At 72.8% G+C, this 21,439-nt stretch carries 16 protein-coding genes; 12 read left to right on the forward strand and 4 right to left on the reverse strand.

Features of this window, described 5'->3' with window-relative positions; genetic code table 11:
• Positions 1-52 precede the first annotated feature (52 nt).
• Together Q5762_RS33495 and Q5762_RS33500 are read left to right on the forward strand one after the other, a co-directional pair.
• On the forward strand, positions 53-1,330 hold the full coding sequence (locus Q5762_RS33495; protein ID WP_315896065.1) for a glycosyltransferase family 4 protein: 1,278 nt from the start codon (positions 53-55) through the stop codon (positions 1,328-1,330).
• Between the two features lie 57 nt (positions 1,331-1,387).
• Positions 1,388-2,428 (forward strand): YafY family protein, encoded by a 1,041-nt coding sequence (locus Q5762_RS33500; RefSeq protein WP_315896066.1) that lies wholly within the window; start codon positions 1,388-1,390, stop codon positions 2,426-2,428.
• Here Q5762_RS33500 and ctaD read toward each other — a convergent pair.
• Positions 2,349-4,079 carry a cytochrome c oxidase subunit I gene (gene ctaD, locus Q5762_RS33505; RefSeq protein ID WP_315896067.1) on the reverse strand — a complete coding sequence of 577 codons (1,731 nt, stop codon included), beginning with the start codon at positions 4,077-4,079 and terminating at the stop codon, positions 2,349-2,351. The two genes, Q5762_RS33500 and ctaD, sit on opposite strands and share 80 nt — an antisense overlap.
• 330 nt (positions 4,080-4,409) lie before the next feature.
• Here ctaD and Q5762_RS33510 point away from each other — a divergent pair, with 330 nt between their 5' ends.
• On the forward strand, positions 4,410-4,613 hold the full coding sequence (locus Q5762_RS33510) for an I78 family peptidase inhibitor (protein ID WP_315896068.1): 204 nt from the start codon (positions 4,410-4,412) through the stop codon (positions 4,611-4,613).
• Between the two features lie 69 nt (positions 4,614-4,682).
• Here Q5762_RS33510 and Q5762_RS33515 read toward each other — a convergent pair whose 3' ends face one another.
• On the reverse strand, positions 4,683-5,711 hold the full coding sequence (locus Q5762_RS33515) for a phosphatase PAP2 family protein (RefSeq protein ID WP_315896069.1): 1,029 nt from the start codon (positions 5,709-5,711) through the stop codon (positions 4,683-4,685).
• A 406-nt stretch (positions 5,712-6,117) separates the two neighbouring features.
• On the opposite strand from Q5762_RS33515, the gene Q5762_RS33520 reads away from it, so the two are divergent.
• A complete protein-coding gene (locus tag Q5762_RS33520) occupies positions 6,118-7,800 on the forward strand; it encodes an MFS transporter (protein ID WP_315896070.1) in 1,683 nt (560 codons plus the stop codon).
• Positions 7,801-7,872: 72 nt separating this feature from the next.
• Here the strand turns inward: Q5762_RS33520 and Q5762_RS33525 are convergent, their stop codons facing one another.
• Positions 7,873-8,310, reverse strand: coding sequence for a cell division protein SepF (locus tag Q5762_RS33525; RefSeq protein WP_315896071.1), 438 nt, complete (start codon positions 8,308-8,310; stop codon positions 7,873-7,875).
• Positions 8,311-8,632: 322 nt separating this feature from the next.
• On the opposite strand from Q5762_RS33525, the gene Q5762_RS33530 reads away from it, so the two are divergent.
• The 6 genes from Q5762_RS33530 to Q5762_RS33555 all read left to right on the forward strand — a co-directional run bounded on the left by Q5762_RS33530 (position 8,633) and on the right by Q5762_RS33555 (position 15,423).
• Positions 8,633-9,865, forward strand: coding sequence for a DUF5685 family protein (locus Q5762_RS33530; protein ID WP_315896072.1), 1,233 nt, complete (start codon positions 8,633-8,635; stop codon positions 9,863-9,865).
• 28 nt (positions 9,866-9,893) lie between these two features.
• Positions 9,894-11,687, forward strand: coding sequence for an FAD/NAD(P)-binding protein (locus Q5762_RS33535; RefSeq protein ID WP_315896073.1), 1,794 nt, complete (start codon positions 9,894-9,896; stop codon positions 11,685-11,687).
• Positions 11,674-12,480: a DUF1684 domain-containing protein gene (locus Q5762_RS33540; protein WP_315896074.1), complete on the forward strand. Its 807-nt coding sequence runs from the start codon at positions 11,674-11,676 to the stop codon at positions 12,478-12,480. Before Q5762_RS33535 ends, Q5762_RS33540 begins: the two co-directional genes overlap by 14 nt.
• A gap of 200 nt (positions 12,481-12,680) precedes the next feature.
• Entirely contained in the window at positions 12,681-13,544 is an 864-nt protein-coding gene (locus Q5762_RS33545) for a S1 family peptidase (protein ID WP_315896075.1), read from the forward strand.
• 174 nt (positions 13,545-13,718) lie between these two features.
• Entirely contained in the window at positions 13,719-14,609 is an 891-nt protein-coding gene (locus tag Q5762_RS33550) for a S1 family peptidase (protein WP_315896076.1), read from the forward strand.
• 109 nt (positions 14,610-14,718) lie between these two features.
• The gene (locus tag Q5762_RS33555) at positions 14,719-15,423 is read left to right on the forward strand and encodes a hypothetical protein (protein WP_315896077.1); all 705 of its coding nucleotides are present in this window, start codon (positions 14,719-14,721) and stop codon (positions 15,421-15,423) included.
• Positions 15,424-15,542: 119 nt separating this feature from the next.
• On the opposite strand, the gene Q5762_RS33560 is transcribed toward Q5762_RS33555, so the two are convergent.
• Positions 15,543-16,589 carry a DUF3533 domain-containing protein gene (locus Q5762_RS33560; protein ID WP_315896078.1) on the reverse strand — a complete coding sequence of 349 codons (1,047 nt, stop codon included), beginning with the start codon at positions 16,587-16,589 and terminating at the stop codon, positions 15,543-15,545.
• Positions 16,590-16,795: 206 nt separating this feature from the next.
• On the opposite strand from Q5762_RS33560, the gene Q5762_RS33565 reads away from it, so the two are divergent.
• Positions 16,796-20,380, forward strand: coding sequence for a DNA polymerase III subunit alpha (locus Q5762_RS33565; RefSeq protein ID WP_315896079.1), 3,585 nt, complete (start codon positions 16,796-16,798; stop codon positions 20,378-20,380).
• Positions 20,377-21,354: a DNA polymerase thumb domain-containing protein gene (locus tag Q5762_RS33570; protein ID WP_315896080.1), complete on the forward strand. Its 978-nt coding sequence runs from the start codon at positions 20,377-20,379 to the stop codon at positions 21,352-21,354. The genes Q5762_RS33565 and Q5762_RS33570 overlap by 4 nt, the downstream gene beginning before the upstream one ends.
• The last annotated feature ends 85 nt before the right edge of the window (positions 21,355-21,439 follow it).

Genomic DNA, 21,439 nt, shown 5'->3' on the forward strand with positions numbered 1-21,439 from the left:
GGGCAGTACAGTCGCCCTTCACCGACCAATTACCGGGGGAATCGGCAGCCCGATGCGCATCTCGTTCCTGCTCCACAACGCCTACCACATCGGCGGAACCATCCGGACGACGTTCACCCTGGCCCAGGTCCTCGCCGAGCGGCACGAGGTGGAGATCGTCTCCGTCTTCCGGCACCGGGACCGGCCGGTCCTGGGCGTCCCCTCCGGTGTGACCCTGCGTCACCTCGTGGACCTGCGCAAGGACAGCCCGGACTACGACGGCGAGCACCCCGACATCGCCGAGCCGGCCCGGGTCTTCCCGCGCGGCGACGGCCGGTGGAAGCAGTACAGCGCCCTCACCGACGCCCGGATCGGCGCGCATCTGGCGTCCGTCGAGGCCGACGTGGTGGTCTCGACCCGGCCCGGACTCAACGTCCACCTCGCCCGGCAGACCCGGCGCGGCCCGGTCCTCGTCGGCCAGGAACACCTGATCCTGGACGGCCACACCTACCGGCTGCGCCGGGAGATCGCCCATCGGTACGCGGTCCTGGACGCCGTCACGACGGTCACCGAGGCCGACGCCCGCTCGTACCGGACCCGGCTGAGCCTGCCGGGCGTACGGATCGACGCGGTGCCCAACAGCGTGCCCGCGCCGAGCGTTCCGCCCGCCGACCCCGCCTCGAAGATCGTCGTCGCGGCCGGCCGGCTGACCCCGGTCAAGCGGTACGACGTGCTGGTGGACGCCTTCGCCGAGGTGGCCGCCGCCCACCCCGACTGGAAGCTGCGGATCTACGGCGCGGGCGACCAGGGCGGCAACACGAAGCCGGCGCTCGCCCGCCAGATCGCGCGGCTCGGCCTCGGCGAGAACGTCTTCCTCATGGGCACGGCCAACCCGATGGAGCCCGAGTGGGCCAAGGGTTCGATCGCCGCCGTCACCTCGCGCCGCGAGTCCTTCGGCATGACCATCGTCGAGGCCATGCGGTGCGGCCTGCCGGTCGTCTCCACCGACTGCCCGTACGGCCCCCGCGAGATCATCGAGGACGGTGTCGACGGACGGCTGGTGCCCGTGGACGACGTCTCCGCCGTCTCCCGGGCCCTGCGCGAACTCATCGAGGACGACGAACTGCGCGCCAAGACCGCGCGGGCCGCACTCGCCGCGTCGGAGCGGTTCGACCCGGCCCGGATCGCGGCCCGCCACGAGGAGATCTGGGGCGAGCTCGTGGCCCGGGGCCCGAGCGGCCGCGCCCACGGCCGGCTGAGCGAGGCCCGGCACCGTACCGTCGGCACCCTGGTCGACGCCGGGTACGAACTGAAGCGCCGGATCGGGGTGCTCGTCCGCCGCTTCCGCTGAGCACACCGCCGCGGTCGCGGACCGTTTCCGTCCGCGACGGCTGGCAGACTCGGCCCCATGTTGGACACCTCCGCACGGCTGTTGCGTCTGCTCTCGCTGCTCCAGGCCCATCGCGAGTGGTCCGGCGCCGACCTCGCCGACCGGCTCGGGGTCACCACCCGGACCGTACGGCGGGACGTCGACCGGCTGCGCGAGCTCGGCTACCCGGTCAACGCCAGCCCCGGCACCGGCGGCGGCTACCAGCTCGGCGCCGGTGCCGAACTGCCGCCGCTGCTGCTCGACGACGACGAGGCCGTCGCCGTCGCGGTCGGGCTGCGGACGGCCGCCGGCCAGGGCGTCGAGGGCATCGGCGAGGCCTCCGTACGCGCCCTGGCCAAGCTGGAGCAGGTGCTGCCCGGCCGGCTGCGGCGGCGGGTGAGCACGCTCAACGCCTTCACCGTGCCGATGCTGCGCGCCCCGGCGACCCAGGTCGACCCGGCCGTCCTGACCGACCTCGCCAACGCCTGCCGGGACAGCGAGCGGCTCCGTTTCGAGTACCGCGCCCACGGCGGCGCGACCACCCTCCCCCAGCCTTCGGCCGGGGGGACCCCCATCTCGCTTCGCTCGGTCGAACCGCACCGGCTCGTCTGCACCGATCGACGCTGGTACCTGGTCGCCTGGGACGTCGACCGGGCCGACTGGCGTACGTTCCGGGTCGACCGGATCGCCCCGAAGCCGCCGCACGGCCCCCGCTTCCCGCCCCGCGAGCCGCCCGCCGAGGACCTGGCCGGCTATGTCGCCAAGGGCATCTCCGGGGCGGCCTACGCGACCGAGGCGACGATCCGGCTGCACGTCCCGCTGGCCGAGGCCGCCTCGGCCGTCGGCCCGATGGACGGGGTCCTGGAACCGGACGGGGACGGTGCCTGTCTGCTGCGCGCGGGCGCGGGCAGCCTGGCGGGCATGGTCGTCCATGTGCTCATGCTGGGCGTGGAGTTCGAGGTCGTCGCCCCGAGGGAACTGGACGTCTGGGTCCGGATGCTCAGGGACCGGCTTTCCCGCGCGGTGGAGCGCTCGGAGGGCTCGGAGGGCTCGGAGGGGTCGGAGCGTTCGGAGCGGTGAGCCGCATCCGCTCGAAGGTGGCGAACTCCGGGTGGTGCACGTCGAAGGCCGGGGACTCGGAGCGGATCCTCGGGACGGCGTCGAAGTTGTGGCGCGGCGGCGGGCAGGACGTCGCCCACTCCAGCGAGCGGCCGAACCCCCACGGGTCGTCCACCTCGACCTTCGGCGCGTAGCGGGCGGTGACCCAGACGTTGTACAGGAACGGCAGCGTGGAGGAGCCGAGCAGGAACGCGCCGATGGAGGAGACCGTGTTGAGCGCGGTGAACCCGTCGGCGTCCAGATAGTCCGCGTACCGCCGGGGCATGCCCTCCGCGCCGAGCCAGTGCTGCACCAGGAACGTCATGTGGAAGCCGACGAAGAGGGTCCAGAAGTGGACCTTGCCGATCCGCTCGTCGAGCATTTTGCCGGTGAACTTGGGCCACCAGAAGTAGAAGCCGGCGAACATCGCGAAGACGACCGTGCCGAAGACCGTGTAGTGGAAGTGGGCCACGACGAAGTACGAGTCGGTGACCTGGAAGTCCATCGGCGGCGAGGCGAGGATGACCCCGGTCAGTCCGCCGAAGAGGAACGACACCAGGAAGCCGACCGACCAGAGCATGGGCGTCTCGAAGGAGAGCGAGCCCTTGAGCATCGTGCCGGTCCAGTTGAAGAACTTCACCCCGGTCGGCACCGCGATCAGGAAGGACAGCAGCGAGAAGAACGGCAGCAACACCGCCCCGGTGGCGAACATATGGTGCGCCCACACGACCACCGAGAGTCCGGTGATCGCCATGGTCGCGGCGATCAGGGTGACGTAGCCGAAGATCGGCTTGCGGGCGAAGACCGGGATGATCTCGCTGACGATGCCGAAGAACGGCAGCGCGATGATGTACACCTCGGGGTGGCCGAAGAACCAGAAGAGGTGCTGCCACAGCAGAGCCCCGCCGTTCTCGGGCTGGAAGACCACCGAGCCGAACCGCCGGTCCGACTCCAGGACGAGCAGCCCCGCGGCCAGCACCGGGAAGGCCATCAGCACCAGGATCGCGGTGAAGAGGACGTTCCAGGTGAAGATCGGCATCCGGAACATCGTCATGCCCGGCGCCCGCATCCCGACGATCGTCGCCAGGAAGTTCACCGAGGTCAGGATCGTGCCGAAGCCGGAAAGGGCCAGGCCCAAGATCCACAGGTCGACGCCGATGCCGGGGGAGCGCTCCAGGCTGTTGAGCGGGGCGTAGGCCGTCCAGCCGAAGGCGGCGGGTCCGCTCGGTACGAGGAGCGAGCTGAGCACCATCAGGCCGCCGAAGAGGAACAGCCAGTACGAGAACATGTTCAGCCGCGGGAAGGCGACGTCGGGGGAGCCGATCTGGAGCGGCACCAGCTCGTTGGCGAAGCCGGCGAAGGTCGGCGTGGCGAAGAGCAGCAGCATGATCGTGCCGTGCAGCGTGAACGCCTGGTTGAACTGCTGGTTGTCGAGCAGCTGGAGTCCGGGGCGGGCCAGCTCGGCCCGCATCAGCATCGCCATCACGCCGGCGGCCAGGAAGAAGAGGAACGAGGTGACCAGGTAGAGGTGCCCGATCTTCTTGTGGTCGGTCGTGGTGAGCCAGTCGATCAGGACCCGCCCATGCCGTTTCCGAGGTGATTCGACGGCCGCGGTCGCGGTGTCGGTGCCCATCGATGCCTCCGGTGGTCCGATCGTCCGGACATGATGCGTGCCCCGGGGACGGGGAGGCGGGAGGCGGGCCGCCGTGCTGCTCCGGTCGGCCGAACGTGTGCGCGTCATGCGGGGAGATCGTGAATACGGTGAGGTCGCCGCGCACCCTTGAATTCGCCCGTCCGGACTGCGGGACGGAATTCCGGAGGTCATCGTGGGAACTGCCGGAAGGGGCCCGGAATTAATGGAGATTCGGTCGGAAACTGCCCTTACGGGTGACCGCGGGCGTGTCAAACATATGTCGAGAACCTGTGACACAAGCGTGACCGGTAACGGACTAACGTGAGGTGCATGACACCCAAGCCGACCTTCTCCGTACCGCCCGAAGACTATGTGGGGCTCGACCGGGAGGACGCCGAACGGCGCGCCCGGGACCGCGGCTGGAGCGTGGTCCGATCCCTGCCGCCGGGCTCGATCATCACGATGGAGTACCTGGAGGGCCGTATCAACTTCGAGGTGACGGACGGTACCGTCACGCGCTGCTGGCTCGGTTAGCCGGCGATACGAGGAAGGGCCCCGGCGCGCTGCCGGGGCCCTTCCTCGTACGGTCGTGCTCCGCGTCCGTCAGCCGCCGGTGAGCGGCCGCGAGTGCGGCGGGCGACGGCTGCCGGCCGGGGTGACCGGCGTCCGCTCCGAGCGCGCGCCGTGCCCGGCGTGTCCCGCGTGCGCCCGGGGGGCGGCGGTGAGCGGCGGGGCGAGCCGGCCCTCCCCGCGCGCGGCGGACGAGGTCCGTCCGCTGTGGGCGCCGACGGTCTCCCGGACCGGCTCCTCGGCCGCGGCCGGACGCGGCGGGTACAGCGTGGTGGGGCGCGGTCCACCGGTCGCCACGGGCAGCGAGGGAACCAGCCGGCGGCGGGCCCGCAGCTGCTCGCGCAGCCGGTCGCGGGCGCTGAGCACGAGGCTCTCCACGCGGCTGATCAGCGGCTCGCACCAGGGCAGCGCCAGCAGGATGAGCAGCCCGGCGGCCCAGCCGAGCAGCACGTCGCTCAGCCAGTGCGTCCCGATGTAGACGGTGGTCAGGCCCACCCCGAGCGCGACCACGGCGGAGAGCGCCGAGAGGTAGCGCCGGGCCCGCGGGGTGGTCGCCAGATAGGCCAGGATGCCCCAGGTCACGACCGCGTTGGCGGTGTGTCCGGACGGGAATATATCGCCGCCCGCGAAGAGCTCGGCGGAGCCGACCTGCGTCGCGTAGTGGGGGCCGAGACGGCCGAGGCCGAGCTTGACCGCGCCGACGGTGGCATTGAGCAGGAGCAGCGCGGCACCGAGGGTGAGCAGTGGCCGCAGGGTGTGCTGGCGCCAGGAGCGCCAGCCCAGCCAGGCCGCCACCATCACGGCGGTCGGGCCGCGCTGGCCGAGGACGACGTAGTAGTCGAGGAAGGCGTGCAGGTCCGGCCACTGCTGATAGGGCCGGAAGAGCATGATCTTCCAGTCGAGGGTCACCAGCCACGTCGAGAGCAGCACGGCCACGACGATGGCGAGATAGAACGCCAGCGTCCCGCCGAAGAGGGCGAGACGCGTGCGGGTCATCCGCGGGACCTCTATCTTCGGCGGTTCCGGCTCCCGGTCCAGCCGGGCAAAGATGTCGGTACGCACCCAATCGACGTTACAGGGAGTGAGTGTCGACCTTGGTCGATCCGGTGTCTTCGTGATGACGATGTGATGTGGGTTGGGTCTCAGCCCGGGGTCTATTCCTGGCGTCTGTCTGAGAATCCGATGACCTTGTGCCCTATCGGGCGCAGTCGACTTTCCGGAAGTCTGTTTGTACGTCACGGAAATTTCCCAAACGGTTGTACGGATGGAATTCGGCGCGACGCGCGGCTCTGCTGGAGTGGCGTACGCCACACCGGACGGCCCGCCGGGGTGAGAGCTGCACCACGCGCTCGGGCCTTGAACTCGCGTACGCTGACGGCTCGCTCGCCCGTCGATGCCGGGCCGCCCCGGGGACCCGTAACCCGGCCGGTGCCCGCCGAGTGCGAGGGCTTCACTGGGAGGTACGTACATGCAGCGGACGATCACGGCCGGAGCACGGCTCCGTGCCGCCGGCGGCGGTGCCAACCGCTGGGTCGTCCTCGTCGTCCTCTGTGTCAGCCTGCTGCTGGTCGCGCTGGACGCCACCGTGCTCCATGTCGCCGTCCCCTCCCTCACCGAGGACCTGCGCCCCAGCTCCACCGAGCTGCTCTGGATCGTCGACGCCTACCCACTGATCTGTGCCGCGCTGCTGATCCTCTTCGGCACGCTCGGCGACCGGGTCGGCAGACGGCGGGTCCTGCTCCTCGGTTACGCGCTGTTCGGCGTCGCCTCCGCGGTCGCCGCCCTCGCCACCGCACCCGAGGTCCTGATCGGCGCCCGCGCCCTCCTCGGCGTCGGCGGCGCGATGATCATGCCCGCCACCCTCTCGATCCTCCGCGCGGTCTTCCCCGACCGGCGCGAGCGGGCCACCGCGATCGGCATCTGGACGGCGGTCGCCGCGATAGGCGCCGCCACCGGACCCGTGCTCGGCGGCTTCCTTGTCGAGCACTACTGGTGGGGCTCGGTCTTCCTGATCAACATCCCGCTGATGGCGCTGATCCTGCCGCTCGGCCGCTGGCTGCTCCCCGAGTCCAAGGGCCGCGCCGGCGGCCCGTGGGACGTCCTCGGCGCGCTGATGGCCGCCGCCGGTGTGCTCGGCGCGGTCCTCGGCGTGAAGCGGATCGGCGCCGGCGAGAACCTGCTCGCACCGGAGACCTGCGGCCCGCTGCTCCTCGGCGCGGCGCTGCTGATCCTCTTCGTACGGCGGCAGAAGCGCCGGGCGCACCCGCTGATCGACATGCGGCTGTTCTCCCGGGCCGCCTTCACCACCTCCGTCGGCTGCATCGTGCTCGCCATGCTGGCCCTGGTCGGCCTGGAGCTGATCGCCGTCCAGTACCTCCAGCTCGTCCTGGGGCTCAGCCCCCTGGAGACCGGGCTCCGGCTGCTGCCGCTCACCTTCGCCGCCATGGCGGCCGGCGCCACCGGCTCGTACACCCTGCGCCGGATCGGACCGCGCCGGATGGTCGGCTGGGGCTTCGTCCTCACCGCCGCCGCCGTGCTGCTGCTCGTCCTGATGGGCCAGCACGACCGGCCGCTGCTGCTCACCTGCGGCTTCGTGCTGCTCGGCTTCGGACTGCAGACCACCCTCTTCTCCGCGTACGAGTCGATGCTCAGCGAGGCCCCGCCGGAGAGCGCGGGCGGCGCGGCGGCCATCGGGGAGACCTCGTACCAGCTCGGCGCGGGCATGGGCATCGCACTGCTCGGCAGTGTGATGAACGCGGCGTACGCCCCCGGCCTGTCCGCCGTCCCCGGGGTCCCGGCCGACGCGAGCCGGGCCGCCGCGAACTCGCTCGGTGAGGCGTATCAGGTGGCCGACCAGCTCGGCGGCACGGCCGGCGCGGCGCTGTACCACGCGGCCCGGCACGCCTTCGTGGACGGCCTGCACGTCACGCTGTTCGTCAGCGCGGGGCTGCTGCTTCTCGGGGCGCTGATGGCGCTGCGGCTGCCGCGCGTCATGGAGTGCACGGTGGATCCGGAGGACCTGTGTGTCCCGGTCCCCGAGGGCGCGGTCGCGAAGGAGGCGGTCGCGAAGGAGGCGGTCGCCGGGGAGGTGCGGGTGCCGGCCACCCGCGAGCCGGTCGAGCCCGCCGCTTCCGGTCGCCCGGCGCACTGAAGCGCGCCGGTGGCACCGGCCGGCGATCGGTGGAGCGGCTCCCGGAGCCGCCGCCAGGAGGCGGCCCCGGGTTCAGCTCTGGTTGAAGAAACCATCCTGTGCACGACGCCCCGAGGGGTCCCCGCTGATGATCTGCGTGTCGGCCGGGGTGAGCAGGAAGACCCGCGTCGCCACCCGCTCGATCGAGCCGCGCAGACCGAAGGCGAGACCGGCGGCGAAGTCCACCACGCGCTTGGCGTCGGAGGGCTCCATGGCCGTGAGGTTCACGATGACCGGGACGCCGTCCCGGAAGAGCTCGCCGATGCCCCGGGCGTCCCGGAACCCGTCCGGGGAGACGGTCGCGATCCGGCGGCCCTGCACCTGGGCCGAGTCGGACGCCACCCGGACCCGGGGGTCCGTCACCCAGGCGTCGCTGCTCTCGTTACCCTCGGCGTACTCGTCGTCGTAGTAACGCTCGTCGTTGTCCTCGACGAGTCCCAGCCAGGCACTCGCCTTACGCACCGATCCCATGGACGCCTCCTTTCAGCGCGGTCACTTGTGGTTCCGCAATCCCTATCGTCGTCCATGATGCGGATCGCGCGCCAAGTGGATAGTCGGCGCGCTCGGGTTTCGTGACGGTACTGGTGCAGAAAGTGAGGCCCTGTTTCTGGCGATTCGTCAGGAATCTTGCGGTATACGGGGCCTGACGGAGGTTCCGGAGGGGCTGTGCAACTTAAAATATGAAAGTCGGGCCAGAAGGGTGACGGTCGGAGCGTCCGGGTGAACGGGACGCCTCGATACGATGCCCGCAACACCATTGCCCGCACGGGCGCGCGACTCACGGGGGAGTCTCTTGTTCGGAATAGTCAGGCCCTGCACGCACCGGCTCGGCGAGGGCCTCAAGGTCGAGTGGATGGCCCATCTCTGCGGCCTCTGCCTGGCACTTCGGGCCGACCACGGCCAGTTCGCCCGGGTGGTGACCAACTACGACGGGCTCATCGTCTCGGTTCTGACGGAGGCTCAGACCGGCCTGGCCGACGGCGGACGCCGTACCGCCGGTCCGTGCCCGCTGCGCGGGATGCGCACCGCTCCGGTGGCCCGCGGCGAGGGCGCGCGGCTCGCGGCGGCCGTCTCGCTGGTCCTCGCCTCGGCGAAGGTACGGGATCACGTCGCCGACCGGGACGGGCTGTTGGCGCGCCGGCCGGTCGCCGCGGCGGCCCGCCGGGTCGCCCGCTCCTGGGACCGGGCGGGCGCGCGGACCGGGCACGCGCTCGGCTTCGACACCGCCGTCCTGGTGGACGCCGTGGACCGGCAGACCGGGATCGAGACGCTCGCCGGGCCCGGCACACCGCTGCTCGCCGTGACCGAGCCGACCGAGACGGCGACCGCGGCCGCCTTCGCGCACACCGCCGTCCTCGCCCGCCGGCCCGGGAACGCCGTGCCGCTCGCCGAGGCGGGCCGGCTCTTCGGACGGCTCGCGCACCTGCTGGACGCCGTGGAGGACCGGGAGGCCGACGCCGCGGCGGGCGCCTGGAACCCGCTCGCCGCGACGGGCACCTCGCTCGCCGAGGCCCGCCGACTCGCGGACGACGCGCTCCACGGCATACGCCTGGCGCTGCGGGACGCGGAGTTCGTGAACGGCCGGCTGGTGCACGTGCTGCTCGCGCACGAGCTGAAGGCCTCGGTCGACCGCGCCTTCGGCACGACGAGCTGCTCGCACGGGACACCGGGGCCGGGTCAGGGTCCGGTGCCGGGGAACCCGTACGCGGGCGGCAATCCGTACGGGAACGGTGGTGGGAACCCGTACGGGAACGGCCCGTACGGCGGGGCGGGTGGGCCGGCCGGTCCGGGAGGTCCCGGTGGTCCTGGTGGGCTGCCGCCGCAGTTCGGCGGCGAGGGGCCGCAGCGGCCGAAGCCGCGCGGGTTCCTCGCCGGGTGCGCCGCGTTCACCTGGCTGTTCTGCACCTGCCAGATGTGCTGTGCGAAGGAGTACGAGGGGCCGTGGTCCCGGAAGAAGCGCGAGGGGTGCTGCCGGGACTGCGACTGCGGTGACTGCGGGTGCGACTGCTGCGGATGCGACTGCTGAGTCTCGTCGGAAGGGCGGGTGCCGGGCGGTGACGCGCTCGCTGGTGATCGTCGGTGCCGGGCCGCGCGGCACCGGCGTGCTGGAGCGGATCGCCGCCAACCTGCCCGAGCTGTACGACGGTTCCCGCCTCGACCTGCACGTCGTGGACCCGTACCCGCCCGGCGGCGGCCGGATATGGCGGCACGACCAGTCGCCGCTGCTCCGGATGAACTCGCAGGCGCGGGACGTCACCATGTTCCCCGACGGCAGCGTGGAGATGGCCGGGCCCGTCCTCCCGGGACCCACCGTGCACGAGTGGGCCGGCGGGGACGGGCGGGCCTTCGTCAGCCGCCGTACGCACAGCGGCTATCTGCGCTGGGTGTACGAGCGGGCCGTCGCCGCCCTGCCGCCCGGGGTCGTCGTCCACCACCACCCGCGCCGGGCGCTGCGCGTCACCGGGGCCCGGCACGGCCGGCAGGCGGTCCGGCTGGAGGGCGTCGACGCGCCGCTCGCCGCCGATGCCGTCGTCCTCGCCCAGGGTCACCTGGACACGGAACCCGACCACGAGCAGATCGCGTTGGCGGGCCATGCCGCGCGGCACGGGCTCGTGCATCTGCCGCCCGATTTCACCGCCGACAGCGACCTGTCGCGGCTCGCGCCCGGCGCGCCCGTGCTGGTGCGGGGCCTGGGCCTCGCCTTCGTCGACCTCATGGTGCTGCTCACCGAGGGGCGCGGCGGGCGGTACGGGGAGGACGGGGTGTACCTGCCGTCGGGGCGGGAGCCGGTCCTGTACGTCGGATCGCGGCGAGGCGTCCCGTACCACGCGAAGATCCAGTACCCGCTCGTGGGCGAACGGCCGCCGCTGCCGCGCCACCTGGGGCCGGCGGAGATCGACCGGCTCCTCGCCAGGCCCGGCGGGCTCGACTTCCGGCGGGACGTCTGGCCGCTGGTCGAGAAGGAGCTCTCCTTCGCCCACTACCACCGCCTCTTCACCGCGCACCCCGAGCGCACCCGGATCCCGTGGGCGGAGTTCGACCGCGCCCACGCCGCCTGCCCGTCCGGCGGTCCCGAAGCCCACGCCCTCGCCGTCTCCGCCGTGCCCGACCCCGCCGACCGGCTCGACCTCGCCGCGCTCGACCGCCCCCTCGCCGGGGTGCGCCACGCCTCCGCCGCAGCGCTCCAGGAGCACCTGCGCGGGTACATCGCCGACGACCTCGCCCGCCGCCGCGACCCGGCGCACAGCCCCGACCTCGTCCTCTCCCACGCCCTGCTCTCCGTCTACGGTCAGCTGGCGCGGCTCGGCGACATCGGCACCTGGTGGCACGGCTTCTTCAGCTGCCTGGCATCCGGGCCGCCGGACCCCAGGCTGCGGAACCTGCTCGCGCTCTCCCGCGCGGGTGTCGTCCGGTTCCTCGGCGCGGACCTCCGGATCACCGCCGAGGGCGGGGTGTTCCGCGCCCGGAGCCCCACGCTGCCGGGGCGGGTCACCGAGGCCCGCGCCCTCGTCGAGGCCCGGCTCCCGGAACCCACGGTCCTGACCACCCGGGACCCGCTGCTGCGGGCGCTGCACGCCGACGGCGCGGCGGCGACCCCGGCGGGGCTCCTCGCCGTCGACCCCGCCGACGGCCGCGTCCTGGACCGGGCGGGCGTGCCGTACCCCCGGCTCTTCGCGCTCGGACCGCACACCGACGCGCGCGGGCCCGGCGGGTTCACCCGGCCCGGCACCGACGACCTGACGATCCGGCAGAACGACGCCACCGCACGGACCGTGCTCGCCCTCCTGCGTCGCATCCGGGGCTTCCCCGACCCGTATGGAAGGGTGGAACACCATGAGCACGGATAGCACCGACAGCACCGATCCCCGGCGGGACTGGCAGCACTGGCACGAGCAGCGCACGGCGACGGTCTCCTCGTCGTACGGTCCGCTCTCCCTCACCGGCACGTACTGGCTCTCCGACTACCCGGAGGGTCGAATTCCGGCCGTTCCCGGGCGGTGGCGGGACGAGGGCGACGAGGTGGTCCTCACGGCCGGCGCCGAGGACGCCGTCACCGTCGACGGCAAGCCCCTGATCGGCAGCGTCCGGCTCACCGCCGACCACGCCCCGATCCACGAGTCCCGGGCCGAGTCCGCCGGCCGGCGGCTCGTCGTGCTGCGCCGCGAAGGGCTGTGGGCGGTACGGGACTTCGACCCGGAGTCGACGGCGCGGCGCGCCTTCCGGGGCATCGAGGTCACCCCGTACGACGAGCGTTTCGTGGTGCCCGGCACCTTTCGGGCGTACGAGACGTCCCGGAACATCCGGGTGGAGAACGCGGACGGGAAGGAGCGGGGGCTGGGGCTCGCGGGCGAGCTCTCCTTCGAGCTGCACGGCGCCGTGCACACCCTCCGGGTCGCGGTGGAGGACGACGGCACGCTGTGGGCGGTCTTCGCGGACGCCACCAGCGGGCGGGACAGCTACCGGTTCCGGTTCCTGCGTCCGGCCGCGCCCGCGCCGGACGGGTCGGTGACGGTCGACTTCAACCGCGCGCTGCTGCCGCCGTGCGCCTTCGCGGACCACTTCATCTGCCCGTTCCCGCCGCCCGGGAACACGCTGGACACCGCCGTCCCGGCGGGGGAGCGGCGGCTGGTCGAGGGCTGACCCGGGCTTCCTTCCGCCGGGAAGGGGGCGAGGGGCGTCGGTGGCCGTGCGGCCGCGGGCGCCTCTTCTGCATGCGCTCTTGTGCGTGCGTCCGCGCAGGGCCACTATCTCAGCCGGCGCATGTCAGGGACACGCCATCCTGGCGGCGCCTCACGGGCCCGCATCCACGGGCCCCTCCGCTTTTCCCACGAGGAGAGTCAGTGAGACCTGCGAGGATCAAGCGCATCCGACTGCTCGCCGTCGCGGCGGGCCTGGCAGCGGCCACCGCCCTCGCCCTGCCCGGCGCCCACGCGGCCCCGGTCCCCGGACCGGCCGGCGCAGCCCAACTCGCCCGCGCCGACGCCGCCGTTCTGAAGGCCGACATCGGCGGCACGGCCTGGTACGTCGACCGGGCCTCCGGCCGGGTCGTCGTCACCGCCGACTCCACCGTCTCCGACGCCGAGATCGCCGCGATCCGCCGGACCGCGGGCGCCGACGCCGGAGCCCTCGAGGTCGAGCGCACCTCTGGCGTATTCACGCCACTGCTCGGAGCCGGAGACGCCATCTACGGCAGCGGCTACCGCTGTTCGCTCGGCTTCAACGTCGTCAGCGGCGGCACGTACTACTTCCTCACCGCCGGCCACTGCGGCAACGTGGCCAAGACCTGGTACGCCAACTCGGCCCAGTCGACGCTGATCGGCCCCACCGTCGGCTCCAGCTTCCCCGGCAACGACTACGCGCTGGTCCGCTACGACAACACCTCGCTCGCCCACCCCGGCGGCTTCACCGCCGCCGATGCCTACATCGGCGAGTCCGTCAAGCGCTCCGGCTCCACGACCGGTACCCGCAGCGGCACCGTCACCGGCCTGAACGTCACGGTCCACTACTCCGGCGGTGGCACCGTGCGAGGCATGATCCAGACCAACGTCTGCGCCGAGCCGGGCGACTCCGGTGGCGCGCTCTACGACGGCACCAAGGCCCTCGGTCTCACCTCCGGCGGCAGCGGCAACTGCTCCACCGGCGGCACGACCTTCTACCAGCCGGTGCCCGAGGCCCTCGCCAAGTACAAGGTCAGCCTCTACTGAGCCTTCGGCAAACCTCTTGTGCAGCACGGTAGTTGAGTGTCGAACGGCCGAAAGGCGCCCTTGCGGCGGTCGGCCGGGCGGCCCGAGACTCCCCCACAGCGCCGGCCCCTGGCCGCGCCTCACGGTCCGACACCCCACGAAGGACCCCCGATTCCCCTCTTGGAGGAACGCGAAGTGAGGATCAAGCGCACCACCCCCACGAGAACCGTCCGACTGCTCGCCATCGCCACCGGCCTGGCCGCCGCCGCGGCCGTCGCGGTCCCCGCCGCGAACGCCGACACGGCGCAGACCTTCAGTGCGTCGCAGCTGTCCGCCGCGGCTGACGCCGTCCTGACCGCCGACGTGGCCGGTACCGCCTGGCATGTCGACAAGGCCACCAACACCCTTGTCGTCACCGCCGACTCCACCGTGTCCCAGGCGGAGATCGCCGAGATCAGGCGCGAGGCCGGCGGCAACGCCGGGGCGATCCGGGTCGAGCGCACCCCCGGAAAGTTCAACAAGCTGATCTCCGGTGGCGACGCCATCTACGCCTCCAGTTGGCGCTGCTCGCTCGGCTTCAACGTCCGTGACAGCGCGGGCAACTACTACTTCCTGACCGCCGGGCACTGCACCGACGGCGCGGGCACCTGGTACTCCAACTCGGGCCGCACGACCGTTCTCGGCTCCACGTCGGGATCCAGCTTCCCGACCAACGACTACGGCATCGTCCGGTACACGAACACCACCGTCACCAAGTCCGGCACGGTCGGCAGCGTGGACATCACGAGCGCCGCCAACGCCACCGTCGGCATGTCGGTCACCCGTCGCGGCTCCACCACCGGCACCCACAGCGGTTCGGTGACCGGCCTCAACGCCACCGTCAACTACGGGGGCGGCGACATCGTGTACGGCATGATCCGCACCAACGTCTGTGCCGAGCCCGGCGACTCCGGCGGCCCGCTCTACTCCGGCAGCCGCGCGATCGGCCTCACCTCCGGCGGCAGCGGCAACTGCTCCTCCGGCGGTACGACGTTCTTCCAGCCGGTCACCGAGGCGCTGAGCGCGTACGGGGTCAGCGTCTACTAGGCGCGGGACCACTCTCCGTAGCACCATGATGATCTGAACAGATGTCAGGTCCCCCGGCCGCGTCGTGGCCGGGGGACCTGACGCGTGGACTCGTGGTGGGGAGAAGTCTGTGACCGTCCAGCCCGGTGGCCCGATACCCGAATCCGACGCCCAGCGCCGGGTCCGGCGCAGCCCGCTGCTCTACACGGCGCCGATCGTGCTGCTCTGCCTGCTCACCGCCGTCCTGGGCTGGGAGATCGTCCGCGCCAACATGACCGAGGAGGCCAGGACCGACTGGCCGTGGCGGCTGCAGTTGCTCGACATGGAGCCGCTCGGCAGCCTGCTCGCGGTCGCGGCGGCCGCCGTCCTCGCGCGGGCGCAGTATGCCCGTACCGTACGGCCGTATCTGGGCTGGAAGAGCGACTGGACGACGGGCCGGCTGCGCGGGAGTGCCGTCGAGTGGCGGGCCGGGGTCTACAACGGCGGGCAGTACACGGCGGTGATCGAGCGGTACGACTGCCGGGTCGTCCTGGCGGGGGATGACTCGGCGTCGACGCCGTGGACGGATGTCGCGGGGGCCGCGGCGACCCTGACCGGGGCCGGTCTGGTCGCGGGCGAGGACTTCCAGATCCCGACCTTCGGGCACTTCCCGCTGGTGGGCACGGGGACGTACGAGACCGCCGTGATGGGGGCGTTCTCGCGGCGCTTCGTGGACGAGGTGGACGCCTTCTACGTCCGGCTGCGGGTCGTGGACACGGTCGGCGACAGCCATGAGCGGACCATGAACTGCCTCAAGGGCGCCCGCTCGCCCGGCTACCTGCCGCCGCCGTCCTGATCCTGCTGCCGGGAAGGGTGGGGGATCCCGGCCTCACAGGGAGGGCGTCGACCAGGCGGCCTTCCTGACGGAGGCCGCCCCGCGTGAGAGAGCGCGGGGCGGCCTCGTGCCGTGGAGGTTCACGCGGCGGCCCCGCCCGCCGCGCCGAGCTCCTCGGCGATCGGCTCGGTGCCCGGCTTGGGCTTCAGCGAGGACATCACCAGCGTGACGACGGTCCCGACGACCGCCCAGGCGGAGAGGATCAGGAGCGAGGCGGTGACGTCGTTGCCCTTGAAGTACGCGATCGAACGGGCGACCCAGGTGCCGGCGCCCGGTGGCAGGGCCGGGCCGATCGCCTTCCAGAACGGCGGCAGCATCGGCAGCGGGAACGCGCCGCCGGCGCTCGGGTTGCCTGCCACCACGATCAGCAGGATCGCCAGGCCGATGCCCACGATGCCGAAGACCGACTGCAGCGCGAGGGTGGCGGCGCCGACCGCGAAGACGACCAGGGCGCCCAGGCCCCACAGGGCCGCGATGCTGCCGGGCAGGGCGCCCAGGATCGGGCCGACGATGACCGCGCCGCCGAGGCCACCGAGGATCGCGTAGAGCGCGAGGGCGCCGAGCCGGATGATCGCGCGTTCCCGGTTCGCCGGGCGGGCACCGGAGCTGATGGCGAGGATCGCGGCGCAGATGTAGCCGCCGACGCACCAGCCGACGACCAGGTAGAAGGCGGAGAGGCCGTCGAAGTCCTGCGGGGAGGCGGGGGCCACGTCGACGGTCCTGACGGTCCGTCGGTCGGCGCCCTCGACCCGGGTGAAGAGGGTGTCCAGGGCGGAGGCGAGCACGGTGCCGCCGCCGGAGGCGACGAGCAGGGTGTCGGTGGTCCCGGCCGGGTTCACCAGCAGGGCGCCGTCGATGTCCCGGTTCAGGATCTGCTGCCGGGCCTCGGCCTCGTCGGTGACGGCCCGGGGGTCGAGCGGTCCGCCGGGGAGCTGGTCCAGCCTGCCGACGAGCTGGGCGGAGACCTGTGGGGGTGCGACCACGCCGAACGGGACGTCCGTCGGCTTCGGGTTGTGGAGCGCCCCGACGTACGAGGTGATGAACAGCAGCTGGAGGGCGAAGACGCCGACGACGAGCAGGGCGGCGCGGGGGGTGACGGCACTCTTCAGTTCATCGACGAGGGTCATGCCCCCACGCTCCGGGGAGGGGGGTGTTCGCGCAGGCGGTATGGGGCCGAACGGATGAGACGTGTCGAGCCTCTCGCCCGGGAATCGCTGATGTGTTCGAATCTAGGCACTGGCCGGGGCTCATGAGGGAGTACAGTAATCGAACGGGCGTACGATGAGCATATCGGGTGAATCGTCGAAAAGGGGTGGAGTGATGGAGGTGCGGCATGACGGGCTTCGCCCATCTGCACGTCGCGTCCGGTTACTCCGTCCGCTACGGCGCCGCCCACCCCGAGCACCTCGTCCGGCGGGCCGCCGAGCGGGGCGTGCCCGCCCTCGCGCTCACCGACCGGGACACCGTCACCGGCCTCGTGCGGTTCGCGCGGGCCTGTGACAAGAACGGTGTCCGGCCGGTCTTCGGCGTCGACCTGGCCGTGGAGGCCCTCGCGCCCCCGCCGCCGGCCCAGCGGCGCCGTACCCCCGCCCGCGGGGGCGCGCACGTGGTCGAGCCGCCGCTGCGGTTCACGCTGCTCGCCCAGGACCGGGCGGGCTGGGCGCGGCTGTGCCGCATCACGTCGGCCGCCCACGCCGGCACCGGTGACGATTCCGGTGCCCGTGCCGTGTCCGGTGCCCGTGCCGTGTCCGGTGCCCGTGCCGTGTCCGGTGCCCGTGCCGTGTCCGGTTCCGTCTCCGGTTCCGGTACGGCGCCGGTGGTGCCGTGGGAGGCGCTGCGCACGTACGGCGGCCCCGGCCTGACCGTGCTGCTCGGACCGCTCTCGGAGCCGGTACGGGCCCTGGCGGCGGGCCGCGAGGACGTCGCGGTCAAGCTGCTCGCCCCCTGGCAGGAGCTGTTCGGCACCGGACTCCGGCTGGAGGCCGTCGGGCACGGGCCGACCGGCACCGGGCCCGGATCGATCCGGCTGGCCGCCCGCACGCTGGCCCTCGCCGACCGCACCCGTACCACCGCCGTGCTCTCCAACGCCGTGCGCTACGCCGACCCGGAGCAGCACCGGCTCGCCGACGTCCTGGACTCCGCGCGGCTGCTGCGGCCGATCGACCGGCGCCGTCTGGACGGCGGGCAGCGCTGGCTCAAGGACGAGGGCAGGATGACGAGCGTCGCGCGGCTGATCGCCGAGTGCGCGGGCGCGAACCCCGCGCGGGCCCGCCGGCTGCTCGCCGACACCGCCGCCACGGCGGCCGCCTGCACCGTCGACCCCGCCGCCGACCTGGGGCTCGGCACGCCGCACTTCCCCGAGCCGGGCGTGCTCGGTGCCGACCCCGGCGCGGACGGCGCGGCCCGGCTGCTGCGCGCGCGGAGCGAGGCGGGCCTGGTCCGGCGCGGCCTGGACCGGGACCGCGCCGCGCTCGACCGGCTTGACGACGAGCTCGCGGTGATCTCCCACATGAACTACGACTCGTACTTCCTCGCCGTCGGCCAGGTCGTGGCCGACATCCGGGAGAAGGGCATCCGGGTCGCGGCCCGCGGCTCGGGCGCCGGATCGATGGTCTGCCACGCGCTGGGCATCGCCACCGCCAACCCGCTCGACCACCACCTGCTGTTCGAACGCTTCCTCAGCGTGCGCCGCAAGTCGCTGCCCGACATCGACATCGACGTGGAGTCCGCCCGACGGCTCGAGTGCTACGACACGATCTTCGACCGGTTCGGCAAGGAACGGGTCGCGGTCACCGCCATGCCCGAGACCTACCGGGCCCGCCGCGCCCTGCGCGACACCGGCCTCGCCCTCGGCATCACGCCTGCGGACGTCGACCGGATCGCCAAGAGCTTCCCGCACCTGCGGGCCTCCGACATCACCGGCGCCCTCGCCGAACTGCCCGAGCTACGGGGCCTCGCGGCCGAGGCGCACCGGTACGGGCCGCTGTGGGAGCTGGCCGAAGGGCTCGACTCCCTGGTCCACGGCATGGCCATGCACCCCTGCGGCGTGGTCATCAGCGACGCGACGCTCCTGGACCGGCTGCCGGTCCAGCCGACCCCGCAGGGCGACTACCCGATGGCGATGGCGGCGAAGGAGGAGATCGAGGCGCTGGGCAACATCAAGCTGGACGTCCTCGGCGTCCGGATGCTCTCCTCGATGACCCACGCGGTCGCCGAGATCGAACGGACCACCGGCAACCACATCGACCTGGACGACCCCGCGCAGGTGCCGCTCGACGACGTCTTCGCGTTCAAGCTCATCCAGGAGAGCCAGACCCTCGGCCTGTTCCAGCTCGAATCGCCCGGTCAGCAGGACCTGCTGTCCCGGCTGCAGCCCCGCGACCCGCAGGACGTCATCGCCGACATCAGCCTCTTCCGCCCCGGGCCGGTCGCCGGCGGCATGCCCGAGCGGTACATCGCCGCACGGCACGGCGGCACACCCACGTACGCCCATCCCGACCTGGAGCCGGTGCTCGCCGACACCTACGGCGTGACCATCTGGCACGAGCAGATCATCGAGACGCTGTCGGTGCTGACCGGCTGCGACCGGGCGCTGGCCGAGGTCGCCCGGCGGGCGCTCGGCGACAAGGCGCGGCTGCCCCGGGTCGAGGAGTGGTTCCACCGTCTCGCCTCCGCCCGGGGATACAGCCCGGAGGTGCGCGAGCAGGTCTGGAAGACGGTCGAGGCCTTCGGCGCGTACGGCTTCTGCCGGGCGCACGCGGTCGCCTTCGCCGTACCGGCGCTGCAGAGCGCCTGGCTCAAGGCGCACTATCCGGCGTTCCTGCTCGCCGGTCTCCTCGAACACGACCCCGGTATGTGGCCCAAGCGCGTCCTCGTCTCCGACGCCCGCCGCCGTGGTGTGCCGATCCTCCAGGTCGACGTCAACGACTCCCGGGTGGAGCACACCGTGGAGAAGACCGACGGAGACCAGTGGGGCGTACGGCTCGCCCTGTCCGCCGTGCACGGCATCAGCGAGGACGAGTGCGCGCGGATCGAGCAGGGGCAGCCCTACGGATCGCTGTCGGACTTCTGGCAGCGGGCCCGCCCCAGCCGGCCGGTCGCCGAACGCCTCGCCGAGATCGGCGCCCTGACCTCCCTCCACGACGGCCGCCTCACCCGGCGCGACCTGCTGCTGCAGATCGCCGAACTCCATCGGCAGTCCCGCACCCGCTCGGCGGCCAAGGGTCAACTGCCCCTGGACGCGGGCGCCGTGGGCGGGGCGGAGCCGAGCGGTCTGCCGGAGATGACCGGGCGCGAGGCCCTGAGCGCCGAGCTGAACACCCTCGGCATCGACGTCTCCAAGCACCTGATGGAGCACCACCACCGGCTGCTGCGCGAGATCGGCGCGATCGACGCGGCCCATCTGGCCGGGATGCGGGCGGGTCAGCAGGTCCTCGTCGCCGGGGTACGGGCCTCCACCCAGACCCCGCCGATCGCCAGCGGCAAGCGGATCATCTTCGTCACCCTGGAGGACGGCTCCGGCCTGGTCGACCTGGCCTTCTTCGAGGACTCCCACCCGGCCTGCGCGCACACCGTGTTCCACAGCGGACTGCTGCTCGTGCGCGGCACGGTCCAGGTGCGCGGTACCCGCCGCACGATCGTCGGCACCATGGCCTGGGACCTGGACGAGATCGCCGCGGCCCGCCGCGACCGGGGCCCCGAGGCCGCGCTCGCCCTCCTCGGCGCCGACCGCCCGCAGCCGACACCCGCCCAGCCCGGCACGGACCGGCGGCACCCGGCGCCCGCCCAGCCGCACCGCGTCCTGGTCAACGGCACCACCGGCGCGCGCCTGCATCCGTACGCCGACCTGCAGCCGGCCGGCAGCCGCTCGGCCGACCTGAAGAAGTTCGGCTACACGAGCCCCGGGAGCGCGGGATGACGACACGCCGACGGCATATCGCCCACCTCCATCTCCACGCGGCACTCACCGAGGCCCAGTACGACGATCTAATCGAACTGGTGTCCGGAATCACGCCTCACGTGCAGGCCCTCCCGCCGCAGGCCGTCCAGCTGGACCTGACGTCGGCGCTCCGCTACTTCGACCTGTCCCCTTACGACGTCGTCCAGCTGGCGAAGCTCCGGCTGAAGGCGCTCTACGACATCGACAGCAGCGCCGGGCTCGCGAACAACCGCATGCTCGCCGCCATGGCCGCCGACGCCTCCGCGCCCGGCGAGACCACCTGGGTCCGCGCCGAGGAGGCCGAGGAATGGCTCTACCCCCGGCCGGTCACCGCGCTGCCCGGGATCGGGCGCGCCACGGCCGACACCCTCCACCAGTACGGGCTCCACACCATCGGCCAGGTCGTCGAGCTGCCCTCGGCGACCTTGCAGCGACTCCTCGGAGCCGGCCCCGCCCGGCTCCTCGCCGAGCGCGCCCGCGGCCACGACCCCCGACCGGTCACCCCGTCGGAGCCCGCCGCGCACCTGAGCGCCGACCTCGTCCTGGACCGGGACTGCCTCGACCCGGCGCAGCAGCACCGGGCGGTCCTGGGGCTCGCCGACCGGATCGGCCAGCGCCTGCGCGGCGAAGGCCAGACCGCGGGCCGGCTCACCCTCACCGTCCGGTACGCCGACCGCAGCTCCAGCACCCGTACGCGCGCCCTGCCGGAACCCACCGGCCACTCGCCGGCCCTCGCCGCGACAGCGCTCGGACTGCTGACCGCCCTGGGGCTCCAGCGGGCCCGCGTCCGGGCGTTCGCGCTCCGCGCCGACGACCTGCTGCCCGCCGACAGCGCCTACCGTCAGCTCTCCCTCGACCCCGGCGACGCCCGCGCCCGCGCGGCCGAGGCCGCCGCCGACCGGGCCCGCCGCCGCTTCGGCCCGAAGGCCGTCCGCCCGGCGGCGCTGGCCTGACCCGACGCGCCGCTCACCGCGCGGCACCCTCCGGCCGCCGTCGATCCCCCTTGAGGCCGCCCCCGCCGTGCGCGGGGGCGGCCCC

The sequence above is a fragment of the Streptomyces sp. P9(2023) genome (genome assembly GCF_032436795.1).
In the GTDB taxonomy this organism is placed as follows: domain Bacteria; phylum Actinomycetota; class Actinomycetes; order Streptomycetales; family Streptomycetaceae; genus Streptomyces.